Genomic DNA, 16018 nt, shown 5'->3' on the forward strand with positions numbered 1-16018 from the left:
GTTCCTCCTTTATCGTTTATCAATTTTCGAAGTGACAAAGTCACCGATAAACTGAATGACAAAGACAATGATAAGCACCAATACGGTAGCGACAAACGTCACATCGTTATGGTTGCGCTGGAACCCTTCCAAATACGCCAAGTTCCCAAGTCCGCCGGCGCCGATGGCTCCAGCCATCGCCGTATAGCCGACAAGCGACACCGCCGTCACCGTAATGCCGGAGACAAGCGCCGGAAGCGATTCGGGCAAGAGCACTTTCCAAATAATCGTCCACGTTGAGGCGCCCATCGCTTGGGCTGCTTCGATGACGCCTTTGTCAATTTCGCGGAGGGCGATCTCCACCATGCGGGCGTAAAACGGAGCCGCCCCGATAATGAGCGCCGGAAGCGCCGCATTGGCCCCGAGCATCGTCCCGACGAGCCATGTTGTAAACGGAATGAGCAAAATAATTAAAATAATAAACGGAATGGAGCGAAAAATATTGACGAACGCAGCGATGACCGCATTGATCCACCGGTTTTCCCACAGGTTGCCCTTCGACGTCAAAAATAAGAGCAGACCAAGAACGATCCCGAGGACGAATGTGGCCGCGACCGCCATCCCGGTCATGTACAGCGTCTCAACCGTCGCCGCCCACATCTTCCCCCATTGCACGTTCGGCAGAAGGTCAGCGAGCATCGTGAATCACCTCCACCGCCACTTGCCGGCGTTGAATATAGTCAAGCGCCCGGGCGATTTCATCGGCCGCTCCATCGAGGTGCACAAACAGCACCCCATAAGCGCCTTGATGGGTTTGCGAAATTTTCCCTTGCAAAATGTTGACATCCACGGCAAACTGACGCACCACTTCGGTGATGAGCGGCTTTCCGGCGGCCGCGCCGACGAACGTCAGCTGGGCGATCAGCCCGCTCGGGTATTGGCCAAACAAATGGGAAATCGCCTCTTCCGTCTCCTCGGGCTCGATCAATTGTTGGACGAACCGTTTCGTAATCGGCTGCTGCGGGTGGCGGAACACATGCAGCACGTCGCCTTGCTCGACGATTCGGCCGCTTTCCATCACCGCAACGCGGTCGCAAATTTTGCGGATGACGTGCATTTCATGGGTGATGAGCACAATCGTCAGCCCGAGCCGCTTGTTGATGTCAACGAGCAAGTCCAAAATCGCATCAGTCGTCTGCGGGTCAAGCGCTGATGTCGCCTCGTCGCACAGCAGCACTTTCGGGCTGTTGGCGAGCGCCCGGGCGATGCCGACGCGCTGCTTTTGTCCCCCGCTCAGCTGCGACGGATACGCATCTTCCCGTCCCGCGAGCCCGACGAGCTCGATGAGTTCGTCAACCCGCTTTTGCCGCTCCCCCTTCGGAACGCCCGCGATCTCGAGCGGAAACGCAATGTTTTCCCTGACCGTGCGCGACCAAAGCAAGTTGAAGTGCTGAAAAATCATCCCGATTTCTTGGCGCGCCTTGCGCAGCTCTCGCCCTTTCACGCGCGCCATATCGCGCCCGGCGACGATCACTTGGCCGCTCGTCGGCTTCTCGAGCCCATTGAGCAATCGGATGAGCGTGCTTTTCCCCGCGCCGCTGTAGCCGATGATGCCGAAAATTTCCCCTTCGCGAATCTCAAGCGACACGTTGTCGACGGCCGTGACCGAGCCGTTGGCCGCTTGATAGATTTTCGTCACTTGTTCGAGTGTAATCATCGTTTCACCTTCCTTCCCAAGCGGCAGAGCACAAAAAGAAAACCTTTCTGCCCGCAGAGAACAGAAAGGTATCGTGCACCATTCCGTCTCTTATCTCTCAAAGCAGGCCGCTTTGTGTGAATTGGCACCATTTCAGCGCATGCGCTGACGGTTGCCGGGCTTCATTGGGCACATCCCTCCACCTCTCTTGATAAGAGCGCAACAATCGCCTATTCAATTGATTACGAGTGTGATTGTATCATTGCCTGTCGAATCGTGTCAACATATTTTTTATCCGAGCTTTTTGCGATGTTGATTTTATGCGGCTTTTTCTCCCACTAAAAAAGCATGTTAATCCGTAGAATCCTTAGTGTGACAAGGGATTGAAGGTTTGGGGTGAATGTTTGTTTCGACACAAAAATTCGCCGACTCCCCCTTGATTTTATCAAGTCTTGCTGGGGTAAAAAGTTTTTCCCCTCTCTCCCATCCCTTGTGTACCAACGATTTCACGTCATCGAAAATAGCTCTATCCGACGTGCCGATACGGCTTGGCCAAATGGAGGAGCGACTCAAGCAGCAACAGATGGCGGAAGCTTCCTGACACGTGCACTTCTTGCAGCCGGACGAGCTGCTGCAGCTTCAGTTCGCCGTTTAGCAAGGACGCGAGCGCCTCTTTGGAGCCGCGCACCGTCAATGTTTTCCGTTCATCGTTTTCCGCCTCGACAGCAGCCGACTCCTTGCCAACCATCAACAGCATGGTTTCATCCCCGCTTTCAAAGCGAACGCACAGCTGTTCATCCGGCAAAATCGGCATCAAATGGCGCAACCCTTGCATCCGTTCCACGAATTGCCCGATCAATTCACGCATTTCCATTGCGCATCCTCCCCCATTTTCCTTTGTTTCCTTTATTTCCATTCAAAGGGGGAGAATCCTTTACAAAAATCTCGACAGCCCCTTGGCGAAACAGCGCCGTTTTTGTCATTTCCCAAGAAATATGTCAAACGGCGTCAAAAAAAAGCAAATCGTCAGTGCGGCAAACGGGCTTGAATCACTTCGTACAAATACGGAACGGAATGAAAGGCATACCACTTGCCTGCGATCGTTCCACCCATAAAAAGAAGCAGGCAAGGGACGCTTTCAATTTTCCACTCGGCCGCCTGCTCGGGGATATAGTTAATGTCTGTTTCGTAAAACGGCAGCGCCGGAAACAACTGTTCCACCACCACAAGCATCCGTTTTGCCAGCTGGCATGTGCCGCACAGCGGTGTATACAAGTAAAGGGCTAGGAGCGGCTCGTCCCCTACCACTCGTTTAACATCGTTTCGGTCAATCGTTTTCACTCGCCTCTTCCTCTCATGAGCGATTCGATGCGGACGTCGAAATCGGCGCGCAGCAGCACTTGCGCCAAATGCCAAATCGGAGCGGCCGCGACTTCACGGTACGCCCGATCAATGTAAAGATGCTCCGCCTCTGGAAGCATGCGGCGAAACTGCCGGCGCAATTTTTCTCCCGCCTCATCGGCATCCGCCAACAAGTACACATCATATCCTTCCAGCTCATCAGCCCATTCTTCCAAGCGCGCGTCGCTGATCGTGCCGTTCGTGCAAAGGATGACGACAGGCTCATTCAGGACGGCCGCCACTTTTTGCTTGTCCGATCGCCCTTCCACAATAATCACTTTTTCCACGCGTCGCATGTCCGACCCACCTAACTTCGAAAGGAGATACGATATTGTATGCCCCGCGCCGGCGAAAGGTGGAAAAAAGAAAAGCAACGGCATCGCACCGTTGCCTTTCAACACCAGCCCGCTTCCCCGTCGCAGTCGACATATTTTTGGTCCGGTTCAACGGTAGCGGTCACCTGTTTGAAAATTCGCCCGTTTTGTTCGATATATCCATGTTTCAACGGGACGGCCGCCGGAAGCGGAAGGCGCCCGATGAGCTCTCCTTCCTCGTACAAGTCCAGCGAGCGGCCGTTCAGTTTGCCGATGATCCGGTCCGTGACATCCATGTGCTTCGTTTGCAACACCACAGCGAGCACCCCTTTTTCATCAAATTCCGGTATGTATAGAGTGCCCGAATCGAAGCGAAGATTGCAGGAACGTTTATCCTTCGTTGATCATCGCTTCGTACTGCTCAGCCGTCAACAAGTGGTCCATTTCGCTCAAATCGTTCGGTTTGACGACGATCATCCACGCTTTGTCATAGGGCGATTCGTTCACGTACTCCGGATGGTCGTTCAACGCCTCATTCACTTCAACGACCGTGCCGCTGATCGGCGCATACAATTCCGAGACCGTTTTCACCGATTCAACGCTGCCGAACGGCTCGTTGGCCGCAACCTCTGCGCCCACTTCCGGCAGCTCGACAAAGACGATGTCGCCAAGCTCCGATTGGGCGTAATCCGTAATGCCGATGCGCACGTTCTCTCCTTCCACGCGCACCCATTCATGCTCCTTTGTGTAACGAAGTTCTTTCGGCGTGTTCATCGAATCCCTCCATCGCGACAAAATGTATCCTTTTTCATCATAACCGATTTTCCGCAAAAACTCACTGAATTCACCCGATTTTGCAAAAATTTTTATGCCTTCTTGGCGAAAAACGCCTCGTATTCTTGTTCGCGAAAGCCCACGACAACCCGCTCGCCGTCCGTCAAAATCGGCCGTTTGACGAGCATCCCGTCCGAGGCGAGCCAATCGAGCATCTCGTCTTCCGATGCGCGATCGAGCTTGTCCTTCAAGCCAAGTTCGCGGTATTTCATGCCGCTCGTATTGAAAAATTTTTTGAGCGGCAGCCCGCTTTTCCGGTGCAGTTCAGCGAGCTCTTCTTTCGTCAGCGGTTCGTCAACCAAATGCACCGTTTGCACCTCAACGCCGTGTTCATCCAACCATTTTTTCGCCTTCCGGCACGTGCCGCATTTTGGATACCAATAGAGCGTCAACGCCATAGCCACCCCTCCCTTCAAATGATGGATCAACCAACCGCCGCGTGCCGCGCCCCTCTTTGAAATGATGGATCGACGATCGCGGCGCGGCAAGCCTGTCTTGGCGTCTGGCCCGCCCGAATGAAATGCCCATCAAGCAAAAAGTACCAAGCCACAGCTTGGTACTTCCTATTATCACACAATATACCGTTCTGCTTCAATGAGCGCGGCGGCCGCTTCGCGTTTTTTCGCGATCACGTTGATCGGCGTATGGCGCGTCAGCCGGCGGAGCGCGGCGAGCATCATTCGCAGCGTGTCGCCTTGTTCGACGGCGACGAGCGTTTCTTTCGCATGGGCTTCAATTTCATTGAACGCCTCTTGGCAGAAAATTTGCGTATAAAGAAGTTTTTGTTTGTTTTTCTCTTCCCCGCTCGCGTTGATCGCTTTTTCCGTGCGCAAGAGCGCTGATTCCATCGCATAAATGTTCGAGACGATGTCGGCGATGTTCACAAGCACTTCTTGCTCTTCTTCAATGCGCTGGCCGTATTTTTGCGCCGCTAAGCCAGCGACCATCAAGGCGATTTTTTTCGCGTTGCGCACGAGATATTTTTCTTGTTCGAGCACGCCCGAACCCGGTTCCTCGGCCGTCATCATCATCAGTTCTTCCTGAAGCTGCTGCGCTTTTTGGAAAAGCGGCAGCTCTCCTTTTAACGCCTTTTTCAAATACATGCCCGGCACGAGCAGGCGGTTGATTTCATTCGTCCCCTCGAAAATGCGGTTGATGCGCGAATCGCGGTAGGCGCGCTCAATTTCGTATTCCTGCATAAAGCCGTACCCGCCGTGGATTTGCACGCCTTCATCCACGATGTAATCGAGCACTTCCGTCGCAAAAAACTTGTTCAATGAGCATTCGATCGCATATTCGGCGATCGACTTCGCCACTTCCTTGCCATCTTTCGCTTTTTCCGCATCAAGCAGGCCCATCCGTTCATCAAACAAGCCGACTGTGCGGTAAACCGAGCTTTCGGCGGCATACAGGCGCGATGCCATCGTCGCGAATTTTTCCTGCGTCAATGTAAACTGCGAAATCGGCCGTTTGAATTGTTGGCGCTGATTGGCGTATTTGAGCGTGATCTCAAGCGCCCGTTTCGCGCCGCCGACCGCCCCTAACCCAAGCTTATAGCGGCCGATGTTCAAAATGTTGAAGGCGATGACATGGCCTTTTCCGATTTCGCCGAGCACGTTTTCTTTCGGCACCGGCACGTCTTGCAAAATAAGCGTGCGCGTCGACGAGCTTTTGATTCCCATTTTCTTTTCTTCCGGACCGGTCGACACGCCCGGGAAATCGCGCTCAACGATGAACGCCGTAAAATGCTGGCCGTCGACTTTCGCATAGACGACAAACACATCAGCGAATCCAGAGTTGGTGATCCATTGTTTTTCACCGTTTAAAATGTAATGCGTGCCTTCCGCGTTCAGTTTCGCCGTCGTTTTCGCGCCGAGGGCGTCCGAACCCGATCCCGGCTCCGTCAAGGCGTAGGCGGCGATTTTTTCGCCGGTCGCTAAATACGGCAAATATTTTTGTTTTTGCTCTTCCGTCCCGAACAGGACGATCGGCAGGGAGCCAATCCCGACGTGCGCCCCGTGCGAAATCGCAAAGCCGCCGGCCGGCGCCATATGTTCCGCGATGATGGCCGAGCTGACTTTATCGAGGCCCAAACCGCCGTATTCTTCCGGAATGTCAGCGCTCAACAAGCCGAGCTCGCCCGCTTTGCGGAGCAGCTTCACAGAGCGGTCAAACTCATGGTTTTCGAGATGCTCGAGCTGCGGGAGCACTTCATTGTTGACATACTCGTCCGTCGTTTTGGCGATCATGAGATGCTCGTCGGTGAAATCTTCCGGCGTAAACACACGCTCCGCCGGAATGTCTTCGATTAAAAAGCTGCCGCCTTTGATCGCTTCTTCGATTGTTTTCGCCATCGTTGTTTCCTCCCCCGAAATTCAGATTGATGATCCGGGCGGCAACGCCGCCAGGGAAATAGACGTTCCATGCAGCCGGGCAAATGCGGACGCATGCCTCGCGCGAGCTGATCAAGCCCGCTTGCTGTCAGCTGCTGCTACAGCAGTTCAAACACGCCGGCTGCACCCATGCCGCCGCCGATGCACATCGTGACGATGCCGAACTGCACGTTGCGGCGCCGCATTTCGTAAAGCAAAGACAAGGTCAGCTTCGCGCCCGTGCAGCCGAGCGGGTGGCCGAGCGCAATCGCTCCGCCGTTGACGTTGACGATCTCTTCGTCAAGTCCGAGCTCGCGGATGACTTGGATCGACTGGGAAGCGAACGCTTCGTTCAGCTCGATCAAACCGATGTCGGACAGCTCAAGGCCGGCGAGCTTCAACGCTTTCGGCACCGCAGCCACCGGGCCGATCCCCATCACTTCCGGCGGCACGCCGGCGACCGCGAACGACCGGAACTTCCCGAGCGGCTTCAAGCCGAGCGACTCCGCTTTTTCGCGGTCCATCACCATGACCGCCGCCGCCCCGTCGCTCATTTGCGACGCGTTGCCGGCGGTGACGGTGCCGTTGACCGCAAACGCCGGGCGCAGTTTCGCGAGCGTCTCCATGTTCGTATCTGGGCGCACGCCTTCGTCTTTAGCAAAGACGATTTTCTCTTCGACGAGTTTGCTTCCTTCCACTTTGCGCACCGTCACTTCAACCGGCACGATTTCTTCATCGAACTTTCCTTCGGCGATCGCCTTGGCGGCGCGCTGGTGGCTGCGCACGGCGAACGCGTCTTGGTCTTCGCGGCTGACGCCGTATTTTTTCGCCACTTGCTCGGCGGTGTGCCCCATCGACATGTAGTATTCCGGCGCCTCTTCGGCCAAGCGGGCGTTCGGGCGGACGACATGCCCCATCATCGGCACCATGCTCATCGATTCGACCCCGCCGGCGATGACCGTGTCGGAATGGCCAAGCATCACCCGTTCCGCCGCATAGGCGATCGCCTGCAAACCGGACGAGCAATACCGGTTGATCGTGATCGCCGGCACGGTATACGGCAGCCCGGCGAGCGCGCCGATGTTGCGGGCGATGTTCAGCCCTTGCTCCGCCTCCGGCATGGCGCACCCAATAATGAGATCGTCAATGTTTCCTTCATAGTTCCCCGCGCGCTTGATCGTTTCTTTCACGACGAGCGCCCCTAAATCATCCGGCCGCACGTGGGCGAGCGTCCCTTTTTTCGCCTTTCCGACCGGTGTGCGCGCTCCCACGACAATAACCGCTTCTCTCACGCCAATCCCCCCTTGATCTCCTCCGCTTTAGTTGCGGAGCGGTTTTCCTTTCACAAGCATATGCTGCATGCGCGCTTGCGTCTTCGGCTCGCCGATTAGGCTCAAAAACGCCTCGCGCTCGAGATCAAGCAAATATTGCTCGTCGACTTCCGTTCCGTATGGCACCTTGCCGCCGGCTAGAACATACGCCAGCTTTTTTGCGATTTTCAAATCGTGCTCGCTGATATAGCCGGAATGGAACATCGACTGCGCCCCCAAGAGCATGGCCGCATAGCCGCTTTCGCCGGCGACCGGTACTTTTTTCCGAACCGGCGGCCGGTATCCTTCCTCATACATCGAGAGCACCGCCTGTTTCGCTTCATACAGCAGATGGTCGCCGTTCATCGTGATGCCGTCGCGGTGATTCAAGAAGCCAAGCTCGCGCGCTTCCGCCGCTGACGTCGACACTTTCGCCATGGCGATCGTTTCAAATACGCTGGCCGCGATTTTGACGTAGTCGACGTCCACACCGCGCGGCAAGCTGTTCAACCGTTTGATGTATAGCTCCTTGTTACCGCCGCCGCCCGGAATCAAGCCGACGCCGACTTCGACGAGCCCGATGTACGTCTCGGCCGCCGCTTGGATGCGCGAAGCCGCCAAGCTCACTTCCGCCCCGCCGCCCAACGTCATGGCAAACGGCGCGACGACGACCGGCTTCGGGTTGTATTTCATTTTGAGAAGCGCTTGCTGGAACTGGCGAACGGCAAGTTCCAATTCAAAAAAGTTTTCGTCTTGCGCCTCCATGAGCATCATGGCAAGGTTGGCGCCGACGCAGAAGTTTTTCCCTTGGTTGCCGATGACGAGCCCTTTGTAGTTGCGGTTGACTTCCTCAAGCGCCTCGTTGATCATTTGGACAATGTCGGCGCCAATCGCGTTGTTCGGCGAATGGAACTCGAGAAGCGCCACGTCGTCGCCGAGGTCAATGAGGCTGGCGCCGGCATTTTTCTTGATGACGCCGCGCGCCTCTTTCAGCCGGCGGATGTGGATGACTTTTTCGTTTTCTTCTACTGTTTTATACCCGCCCGGCGCATAATAGAACAGCCGGCCGTTTTCCGTTTTATAGAACGATGTGGCTCCGTCGGCGAGCATGTCCGTGATCCACGACGGGATGCCGCGCCCTTCCGCCTGCATTTTGCGCACCGACTTCTCGAGGCCGATCGCATCCCACAGTTCAAACGGACCTTGCTCCCAGCCGAACCCCCACTTCATCGCCTGATCGATCGCCACGATGTCGTCTGCGATCTCCCCGACAAGGCGGGCGGTGTACAGCAATGTCGGCGCGATGATGTTCCACAGGAGCGTTCCTGCGCGGTCGCCGTCGGCATAGACGAGCGTTTGCAGCTTGGCGGCCGCTCCTTTCGCCTGCTTCGCCATCTCCACCGCCGGGGTGACAAGCTTTTTGCGCGGCTCGTACTGCATCGTGACATAGTTCAGCTCAAGAATGTCTTTTCCTTGCTTGACAAAAAAGCCTTGTCCAGATTTGCTGCCGAGCCAGCCATTTTCAAGCATCGTGTTCATAAACTCCGGCACGCGGAACGCCTCTTTTTCTTCCCCTTCGACGTTTTCATACACGTTGTTGGCGACATGCACGAACGTATCGAGCCCGACGACGTCAAGCGTGCGGAACGTCGCGCTTTTCGGCCGGCCGATGAGCGGCCCCGTCACCGAATCGACCTCGCCGACGCTGTAGCCGCCTTGCATCATCTCGCGGACGGTGACAAGCAAGCCGTACGTGCCGATCCGGTTGGCGATGAAATTCGGCGTATCTTTCGCCATGACGACGCCTTTGCCGAGCACGTCTTCGCCGAATGTCTTCATGTAGGCGACGACTTCCGGATCCGTATGCTCCGTCGGGATGATCTCAAGCAATTTCAAATAGCGCGGCGGGTTGAAGAAATGCGTGCCTAAAAAGTGTTTTTTGAAATCGTCGGAACGCCCCTCCGCCATCGCGGCGATCGAAATGCCGGATGTGTTGGAGCTGACGATCGTCCCCGGCGTCCGCACCTCGTCAACGCGGGCGAAAACCTCTTTTTTCACTTCCAGCTTTTCCACGACCGCTTCAATGATCCAATCGACTTCCGTGAGCCGGTGGAAGTCATCCTCGAAGTTGCCCGTTTCAATCAAGGCGATGTTGTCTTTGGACATGAGCGGCGCCGGTTTTTGCTTGAGCAGCCTTTCGAGCGCCTGATTGGCGAGGCGGTTGCGCACTTGTTTATGCTCGAGCGTCCAACCTTTTGCTTCTTCCTCTTTCGTCAATTCCCGCGGCACGATATCCAACAGCAGCGTCGGAATGCCGACGTTCGCCAAATGGGCGGCAATGCCCGAACCCATGACGCCGGACCCAAGCACCGCGGCGCGCCGAATGCGTTTTGCCATTTCGGTTCCCCCTCACACCATTGAATGAATGGTCATTCATTTTTTGATGAAAAAAATATCGTTGAAACCGCTCTCTATAACTAAATATATAGTATGTTAGTAATTTTCGCAACATATTTGCCGCACATTTTTCCCGACATCGCGCTCCGATTTTTGCCCATACTAAGGATAGGAGGTGAACCATCGATGGCCCGGCTGAAAAAAAATCCGTCTGAACGCGGCGTCAGCGCGGCAAGCGTCAAAGGAAACGCCGGCCCGACGGTCGAAGCCGACGGCGGCGGCAAGCGGACGAGCCAAAACCAGCAATACAAAAAGCACAACATGCAAGGGGACTGACGCCCATGGCGTCAGCTCCCTTGCCGTTGTGCACATCCGAGATCGGCGCCGGCGTTTTCCTCTGTTTGGCGCCCCCCTACTTGCGGAGGATGCCTTTTAAAACAAACGCCACGTTGGCCGGACGTTCGGCAAGCCGGCGCATAAAGTAGCCGTACCAGTCCGTGCCGTACGGAACGTACACGCGCATCGTATATCCTTCGCGCGCCAATTCGAGTTGGCGCTCCGGGCGGATGCCGTACAGCATTTGGAATTCAAACTGGCTGTTGGGAATGTTGTATTCTTTGACGAGCTGCTTCGTATATTCGATGATGGCGTCGTCATGCGTGGCCACCGCCGTATAATTGCCGTTTAGCAAATGCATTTTGATGATCTTCTTAAAGTTCTCATCGACATCTTTTTTATCCGGAAACGCCACTTCAGGCGGCTCTTTGTACGCTCCTTTGACGAGCCGCAAGTTCGGGCGGTACGGCTTTAAGTCTTCAATGTCTTGTTCCGTCCGATACAAATACGCCTGCAGCACCGTGCCGACGTTGTCGTATTCTTTTTTCAACGTTTTAAAAATGTCAAGCGTCTTTTGGCAGCGCGAATAGTCTTCCATATCGATCGTCACAAACACGCCGCGCTCTTTCGCCGCATCCAAAATGCGGCGCATGTTGCGCATGACAAGGTCATCGGAAATGTCAAGCCCCATCGATGTCATTTTCAGCGACAGCTGCGAGTTCAACTTCTCCCGGCTGATCGCCTCAATCGCCTCCAAGCAATGACGCGCCATCTCATTCGCTTCCTGCTCGTTGTCGACAAACTCGCCCAAATAGTCGACCGTGACCGCCAGCCCTTTTTCGTTCAGCTGACGGATGACACGCACCGCTTCCTCGATCGTTTCGCCGGCGACAAACCTGGAAGCGCCGAAGCGGAGGCCGTATCGCTTCGCCCATTTTGTCAATGTTTTATTTTTCGATAAGAAGAGGAAAAAATCGCGCATCAACTGCTCCACTGTTGCCAGCCTCCTTGTATGGAAACGCATTCATCATCTCTTATTGTACCATGTTTCCGTTCTATATGAATATGTTTTTTCCTGACGTTTTATTTTTTATTTATGTATAATTTTCCACTCGCTGGACAACCTACAAGCGAACCACTAACGAAAGGAGTGAACAACGATGCAACAGCAACCGCAAATGAACCCGCAGGCGGCGACGCCCGAGCCGCCGCAGATGGTGTCGACAAAAGACGCCATGTATTTTGCCGACATGATGTCGTGGAATTTGCTGGTGGCGAAAAAAGCGCACTTTTTCGCCGCGCAATGCCGAGACCCGGAAGTGGTGCAGGCGATCGAGCGCGTTGGACAGATGCATCAACGCCATTACGAAATGATTTTGCGCCATTTGCAAGCCCCGCCGCAGCCGCCGGTGATGTGAAAGGAGGAACGATGCATGAACACGAAACAAGTGCAAAATCCAGAGACGCAAGTGCCGAAAACGCCGCAAATGAACGAGCGCGATTTTCTCAACGACATGCTGGCGACGGAAAAATACATGACGTTGTCATACAGCGTGTACTTGCATGAAGCGAGCAACCAACCGTTATATCAAGATATGATGAATATTTTCACCGAAACGCAAAACTGTCAGCGCGACTTGTACAATTTGATGTTCAAAAAAGGATGGTACAAGCTCGAAGCCGCCGATCCGCAAAAACTTCAGCAAACGTACCAGCAGTTCCAAGGATATACGAGTCAACTTCCCTACCGAGGCAACGTGATGCAATGATCCAGTTCGATGAAGATGTCCTCGCTTGACCCGGACATCCTCTTTCGAATGAGCGGTTGAGAAGGGGGAGAAGGAGATGGCGGCGGACGTCCGCATCCGCGACACCGGAATCATGGAATAAGCATCCCTTCTTGTTCCACAGGGATGCTTATTCTTTCATGAATAGACGATTAATACCACCAGCCTGGATACGGCGGGTACGGCGGATACGGCGGGTACGGGTAAAACGGACGCGGAGCCAACGCGCCGCCGAGCAGTCCACCCAAGAAGCCGCCGACAAATGGGGCGCCAAACAACAATCCTGGAAACGGCATCGTTTCTTCCCCTTTCGTTATTTGAATAGCATGCTTTACTCTATTCATATGCGCAAATCCAAAAAGAGGGTGGGCCGTCCGCCCACCCCTTGCCCGTTTTCTCACCACCAAATCGGACCATACCACCACGGATAGAAAAACGGCGGGACCAATGCGCTCCCAAGCAAGCCGCCTAAAAAGCCGCCGAAAAACGGAGCGCCGAAGAAAAACGGGCGCGGCCGCCAAAACCACCAGCCCCATGGCCGCCAAATGCGCTCATCCGCCACTTGGAGATGGCTCATCTTGCTTCCCCCCTTCCACTTGCTTTAGTCCCACTGTATGCAGGAAAAACGCCCGCTGCTTAGGCCAGTACCTAGAAGGCTGGTGAAAAGCGGCGATTTCTCCCAAATCATCGGATCCGTGAAGGCAAAGGAAGGCTTCTTTACTATAAGGTCTTTCCATTCAAGAAAATCCCTTTCTCAGATTTACAGTATACTCCAAAAAACAAAAACAGGCGGCTGTCCGCCGCCCTCGCTTATAGAAGCTCTGCGCGCGCCTGTTCGTACAAACAGGCGATCGAATCGAACAAAATGCGCACCGCCTCAGCCATTTCGTCTTCGCTCATCGAAAGAACTGGAATGAACGTCAATACCGGGCCAAGCGGACGGATGACAAGCCCCCTCCGGCGCGCCTCAAGGATGATCCGGTGCTCCACCATGGCCGCGCGCGGAAACACTTCTTTCGTTCTTCGGTCTTTCACGATTTCAATGCCGCACATCAAGCCTTTTTGCCGGATGTCGCCGACAATAGGAATGTCATACAACCGATCAAGCCATTCGGCCAGTCGGCGCGCCTTCCGCTTTACGCTGTCAATCAGGCCGCGTTTTTCGATGAGCTCGATGTTTTTCAGCGCAACGGAACAAGTGAGCTGGTTCCCCGTGTACGTATGGCCGTGGTAAAACGTTTTGTCTTCGTCCACATCGCCGAGAAATGCGGCATAAATCTCTTCCGTGACCAGTGTGGCCGCGAGCGGCAAATATCCTCCCGTGATCCCTTTCCCAAGGCAGACAAGATCCGGCTTCACCTCTTCCTGCTCACAAGCGAACATCGTGCCGGTGCGGCCAAAGCCGACGGCGACCTCGTCGCAAATGAGGAGCACCCCATACCGGCGGCAAAGCCTTTCCACTCCTTTTAAAAACCCGCGCGGATGGACGATGATCCCCGCCGCTCCTTGCACAAGCGGCTCGATGACAACCGCGGCGATTTGATCGTGCTGCTCCTCAAGCACCCGTTCAAGCTCGCGCAAACAATAGCCGACGATCTCCTGCTCGCTTCCGTATTCGTCCATACGGTACACGTACGGCGACGGCACTTCGATCCGCTCAAACAAAAGCGGCGCAAAAATGCGATGAAACACATCCATCCCCCCGACGCTCACCGCTCCGACCGTATCGCCGTGGTACGCTTCCTTCAACGAGACAAACTTGTTCTTCTTCGCATATTGGATCGGGTCGATGTTTTTCCAATACTGATAGGCGATCTTGAGCGCGATTTCCACCGCCGCCGCCCCGGTATCAGAATAAAACACTTTCGACATGTGCGGCCAATATTCAAGCAGCCGTTTGGCCAACAAAATCGACGGCACATTCGCCGAGCCGAGCAGCGTCGAGTGGGCGATTTTCTCCAATTGCTCGCGAAGCGCCGCATTCAGCTCCGGATCGTTATGGCCATGAACGTTGACCCAGAGCGATGCATAGCCGTCTAAGTACCGGTTGCCGTCGACATCGTACAAATAGCTTCCTTGCCCGCGTTCAATGATCAAGGGGCGTTCTTTGGCATACTGTTTCATTTGCGTAAATGGATGCCAGACGCACTGCTTGTCCCACTGCTCCAATTGCTCGTAGCTATACGCCAACGCCAAGCACCTCCAGCAATTGTTTCGCCTTTCCTTGGTCGATCCACTGCTCAGCTAGGGTTTCCAGTTCCCGCCTTGAGACTGCAGGAAGGAGCGGCACGATCGCCAGCACCGGGAGCCGAAGCAAAGCAGCGATCGTTTCGACATTGTTTCGGTGGATAATGTCTTGCTCTTGAAACTGATTGAACATCAATCCAAGCAGGCGGATGCCTTGCGCATCGGCATACGCCGCCGTCGTCACCGCGTGGTGAATCGCACCAAGGCTTGAGAGCGACACGAGAATCGCCGGCAGCTCATAGTCGCGGACAAAATCGCTCGTCATATACCATCGTCCGCCGCGCTCGCACCACGGAACAGCCAACCCTCCCGCTCCTTCGACGAGCACCACATCATAGCGCTGCTTCAGCCATTCCAATCGTTCAGCAATCCGCTCTGGTTCGATGGACGCGCCGGTCAACTTGGCCGCCAAATGCGGCGACATCGCCGGCTCCATATAGTACATGCCTTCTGATACGGAAAGCTTCGCCACTCGTTCGTACCAATATTGTTCGGCAAACGACACCCCGTCTTCGGCCAGTCCAGTCTGAACCGGTTTAAACACGCCGACCTTCATCCCAAGCCGCTCCAGCGCCAACGCCGCGATGGAAGTGACGACCGTTTTGCCGATTTCCGTTCCCGTTCCGGTCATGAAAATCGCATTTCCCATGTTATCCCCCTACCCTTTGAGTCATGATGATCGGCCGGATGCGCGGCCATACGCGCGCCGCGATGACAGAACAAACGACGCAAAGCACAAGATCCCCCGGCACCGGGAGAAGAAAGCCGAACCATAGCGTTTGGCCGATGGAAAGCGGAGTCTCCGCGATCCATTTCATTGCTATGTACAGCCACGTGCAGCCAAACGCATACACGACGAACAATGCCGCCAAATTCGCCTTCCATATGTCCTGCGCTCTTGTCCATTGAAAGCGGTGCACAAGCGAGCCGCACGTATACGCTCCGGCGATGAAGCCAAGCAAGTAGCCAAACGTCGGCTTCCAAATATAACCGAGCCCGCCTCCTTCCGCAAACACCGGTGCGCCCGCCAGCCCGATCAACACGTAAAGCATCTGGCTGAGCGCTCCCACTCTCGGACCAAGCAGACAGCCAGCCAAGTAAACAGCAGCGATTTGCAGTGTAAACGGCACATACGGCACTGGGATTTTGATGAATCCGCCGACCGCCGTCAACGCGGCGAAAAAGGCTGCCCAAACAAAGGAACGGATGTACACGTTTCCCCTCCTCTCCCAATATTTGTTTCTATTTTGCCTAATGCGCCTTTTATTTGTCAACCTTATTTTTTATAAAGGTTTACATTTTAAAAAATGATGAGGGTGTCCCGAAAGGATTAGGACACCCTTCC

21 protein-coding genes and 1 riboswitch are annotated in these 16018 nt (G+C 54.8%); of the genes, 3 read left to right on the plus strand and 18 right to left on the minus strand.

Annotated features, from left to right (window positions below):
• Nucleotides 1–9: 9 nt before the first annotated feature.
• The 12 genes from LG52_RS15080 to LG52_RS15130 form a co-directional block, all read right to left on the minus strand.
• The gene (locus tag LG52_RS15080; protein ID WP_044732538.1) at nt 10–678 is read right to left on the minus strand and encodes a methionine ABC transporter permease; all 669 of its coding nucleotides are present in this window, start codon (nt 676–678) and stop codon (nt 10–12) included.
• Entirely contained in the window at nt 668–1696 is a 1029-nt protein-coding gene (locus LG52_RS15085; protein WP_044732539.1) for a methionine ABC transporter ATP-binding protein, read from the minus strand. Before LG52_RS15085 ends, LG52_RS15080 begins: the two co-directional genes overlap by 11 nt.
• Before the next feature lie 87 nt (nt 1697–1783).
• A riboswitch (SAM riboswitch) is annotated at nt 1784–1893 on the minus strand.
• 308 nt (nt 1894–2201) lie between these two features.
• On the minus strand, nt 2202–2549 hold the full coding sequence (locus LG52_RS15090) for an SCP2 sterol-binding domain-containing protein (protein ID WP_044732540.1): 348 nt from the start codon (nt 2547–2549) through the stop codon (nt 2202–2204).
• A 152-nt stretch (nt 2550–2701) separates the two neighbouring features.
• Nucleotides 2702–3016, minus strand: coding sequence for a thioredoxin family protein (locus tag LG52_RS15095; RefSeq protein ID WP_044732541.1), 315 nt, complete (start codon nt 3014–3016; stop codon nt 2702–2704).
• Complete coding sequence (locus LG52_RS15100; RefSeq protein ID WP_044733310.1) at nt 3013–3372, minus strand: toprim domain-containing protein; 360 nt, start codon at nt 3370–3372, stop codon at nt 3013–3015. The genes LG52_RS15095 and LG52_RS15100 overlap by 4 nt, the downstream gene beginning before the upstream one ends.
• A gap of 98 nt (nt 3373–3470) precedes the next feature.
• Entirely contained in the window at nt 3471–3707 is a 237-nt protein-coding gene (locus LG52_RS15105) for a YusG family protein (protein WP_044732542.1), read from the minus strand.
• Nucleotides 3708–3780: 73 nt separating this feature from the next.
• Nucleotides 3781–4164 (minus strand): glycine cleavage system protein GcvH, encoded by a 384-nt coding sequence (gcvH, locus tag LG52_RS15110; RefSeq protein ID WP_044732543.1) that lies wholly within the window; start codon nt 4162–4164, stop codon nt 3781–3783.
• 92 nt (nt 4165–4256) lie between these two features.
• A complete protein-coding gene (locus LG52_RS15115; protein ID WP_044732544.1) occupies nt 4257–4622 on the minus strand; it encodes an arsenate reductase family protein in 366 nt (121 codons plus the stop codon).
• A 26-nt stretch (nt 4623–4648) separates the two neighbouring features.
• On the minus strand, nt 4649–4774 hold the full coding sequence (locus LG52_RS20855; protein WP_269430045.1) for a hypothetical protein: 126 nt from the start codon (nt 4772–4774) through the stop codon (nt 4649–4651).
• A 19-nt stretch (nt 4775–4793) separates the two neighbouring features.
• The gene (locus tag LG52_RS15120; protein WP_044732545.1) at nt 4794–6578 is read right to left on the minus strand and encodes an acyl-CoA dehydrogenase family protein; all 1785 of its coding nucleotides are present in this window, start codon (nt 6576–6578) and stop codon (nt 4794–4796) included.
• Between the two features lie 137 nt (nt 6579–6715).
• Complete coding sequence (locus LG52_RS15125; RefSeq protein ID WP_044732546.1) at nt 6716–7888, minus strand: acetyl-CoA C-acetyltransferase; 1173 nt, start codon at nt 7886–7888, stop codon at nt 6716–6718.
• A 27-nt stretch (nt 7889–7915) separates the two neighbouring features.
• A complete protein-coding gene (locus LG52_RS15130; protein ID WP_044732547.1) occupies nt 7916–10303 on the minus strand; it encodes a 3-hydroxyacyl-CoA dehydrogenase/enoyl-CoA hydratase family protein in 2388 nt (795 codons plus the stop codon).
• A gap of 186 nt (nt 10304–10489) precedes the next feature.
• On the opposite strand from LG52_RS15130, the gene LG52_RS19290 reads away from it, so the two are divergent.
• Entirely contained in the window at nt 10490–10639 is a 150-nt protein-coding gene (locus tag LG52_RS19290; protein WP_011232479.1) for a YuzL family protein, read from the plus strand.
• A gap of 76 nt (nt 10640–10715) precedes the next feature.
• Here the strand turns inward: LG52_RS19290 and LG52_RS15135 are convergent, their stop codons facing one another.
• Nucleotides 10716–11633 (minus strand): proline dehydrogenase family protein, encoded by a 918-nt coding sequence (locus LG52_RS15135; protein WP_044732548.1) that lies wholly within the window; start codon nt 11631–11633, stop codon nt 10716–10718.
• A 166-nt stretch (nt 11634–11799) separates the two neighbouring features.
• On the opposite strand from LG52_RS15135, the gene LG52_RS15140 reads away from it, so the two are divergent.
• Both LG52_RS15140 and LG52_RS15145 read left to right on the plus strand, forming a co-directional pair.
• The gene (locus tag LG52_RS15140; RefSeq protein ID WP_044732549.1) at nt 11800–12057 is read left to right on the plus strand and encodes a hypothetical protein; all 258 of its coding nucleotides are present in this window, start codon (nt 11800–11802) and stop codon (nt 12055–12057) included.
• A 15-nt stretch (nt 12058–12072) separates the two neighbouring features.
• Nucleotides 12073–12408, plus strand: coding sequence for a spore coat protein (locus LG52_RS15145; RefSeq protein ID WP_044732550.1), 336 nt, complete (start codon nt 12073–12075; stop codon nt 12406–12408).
• 170 nt (nt 12409–12578) lie between these two features.
• On the opposite strand, the gene LG52_RS20375 is transcribed toward LG52_RS15145, so the two are convergent.
• The 5 genes from LG52_RS20375 to LG52_RS15165 all read right to left on the minus strand — a co-directional run bounded on the left by LG52_RS20375 (nt 12579) and on the right by LG52_RS15165 (nt 15887).
• On the minus strand, nt 12579–12722 hold the full coding sequence (locus tag LG52_RS20375) for a hypothetical protein (protein WP_167332995.1): 144 nt from the start codon (nt 12720–12722) through the stop codon (nt 12579–12581).
• A 101-nt stretch (nt 12723–12823) separates the two neighbouring features.
• A complete protein-coding gene (locus LG52_RS15150; RefSeq protein ID WP_044732551.1) occupies nt 12824–13003 on the minus strand; it encodes a hypothetical protein in 180 nt (59 codons plus the stop codon).
• Between the two features lie 233 nt (nt 13004–13236).
• On the minus strand, nt 13237–14616 hold the full coding sequence (gene bioA, locus LG52_RS15155; RefSeq protein WP_044732552.1) for an adenosylmethionine--8-amino-7-oxononanoate transaminase: 1380 nt from the start codon (nt 14614–14616) through the stop codon (nt 13237–13239).
• Nucleotides 14606–15322: a dethiobiotin synthase gene (bioD, locus tag LG52_RS15160; RefSeq protein ID WP_044732553.1), complete on the minus strand. Its 717-nt coding sequence runs from the start codon at nt 15320–15322 to the stop codon at nt 14606–14608. The genes bioA and bioD overlap by 11 nt, the downstream gene beginning before the upstream one ends.
• 1 nt (nt 15323) lies before the next feature.
• A complete protein-coding gene (locus tag LG52_RS15165) occupies nt 15324–15887 on the minus strand; it encodes a biotin transporter BioY (protein WP_044732554.1) in 564 nt (187 codons plus the stop codon).
• Between the last annotated feature and the right edge of the window lie 131 nt (nt 15888–16018).

The sequence above is a fragment of the Geobacillus kaustophilus genome, from assembly GCF_000948285.1.
GTDB lineage: Bacteria > Bacillota > Bacilli > Bacillales > Anoxybacillaceae > Geobacillus > Geobacillus thermoleovorans_A.

Excerpts from the sequence above, each read along its gene's own strand:
- LG52_RS15140 (WP_044732549.1), top strand. The coding sequence starts at position 11,800 with ATGCAACAGCAACCGCAAATGAACCCGCAGGCGGCGACGCCCGAGCCG.
- gcvH (WP_044732543.1), bottom strand. The coding sequence starts at position 4,164 with ATGAACACGCCGAAAGAACTTCGTTACACAAAGGAGCATGAATGGGTG.
- LG52_RS19290 (WP_011232479.1), top strand. The coding sequence starts at position 10,490 with ATGGCCCGGCTGAAAAAAAATCCGTCTGAACGCGGCGTCAGCGCGGCA.
- LG52_RS20375 (WP_167332995.1), bottom strand. The coding sequence starts at position 12,722 with ATGCCGTTTCCAGGATTGTTGTTTGGCGCCCCATTTGTCGGCGGCTTC.
- LG52_RS15150 (WP_044732551.1), bottom strand. The coding sequence starts at position 13,003 with ATGAGCCATCTCCAAGTGGCGGATGAGCGCATTTGGCGGCCATGGGGC.
- LG52_RS15145 (WP_044732550.1), top strand. The coding sequence starts at position 12,073 with ATGAACACGAAACAAGTGCAAAATCCAGAGACGCAAGTGCCGAAAACG.
- LG52_RS15080 (WP_044732538.1), bottom strand. The coding sequence starts at position 678 with ATGCTCGCTGACCTTCTGCCGAACGTGCAATGGGGGAAGATGTGGGCG.
- LG52_RS15100 (WP_044733310.1), bottom strand. The coding sequence starts at position 3,372 with ATGCGACGCGTGGAAAAAGTGATTATTGTGGAAGGGCGATCGGACAAG.
- LG52_RS15090 (WP_044732540.1), bottom strand. The coding sequence starts at position 2,549 with ATGGAAATGCGTGAATTGATCGGGCAATTCGTGGAACGGATGCAAGGG.
- LG52_RS15130 (WP_044732547.1), bottom strand. The coding sequence starts at position 10,303 with ATGGCAAAACGCATTCGGCGCGCCGCGGTGCTTGGGTCCGGCGTCATG.
- LG52_RS15085 (WP_044732539.1), bottom strand. The coding sequence starts at position 1,696 with ATGATTACACTCGAACAAGTGACGAAAATCTATCAAGCGGCCAACGGC.
- LG52_RS15120 (WP_044732545.1), bottom strand. The coding sequence starts at position 6,578 with ATGGCGAAAACAATCGAAGAAGCGATCAAAGGCGGCAGCTTTTTAATC.
- LG52_RS15115 (WP_044732544.1), bottom strand. The coding sequence starts at position 4,622 with ATGGCGTTGACGCTCTATTGGTATCCAAAATGCGGCACGTGCCGGAAG.
- bioD (WP_044732553.1), bottom strand. The coding sequence starts at position 15,322 with ATGGGAAATGCGATTTTCATGACCGGAACGGGAACGGAAATCGGCAAA.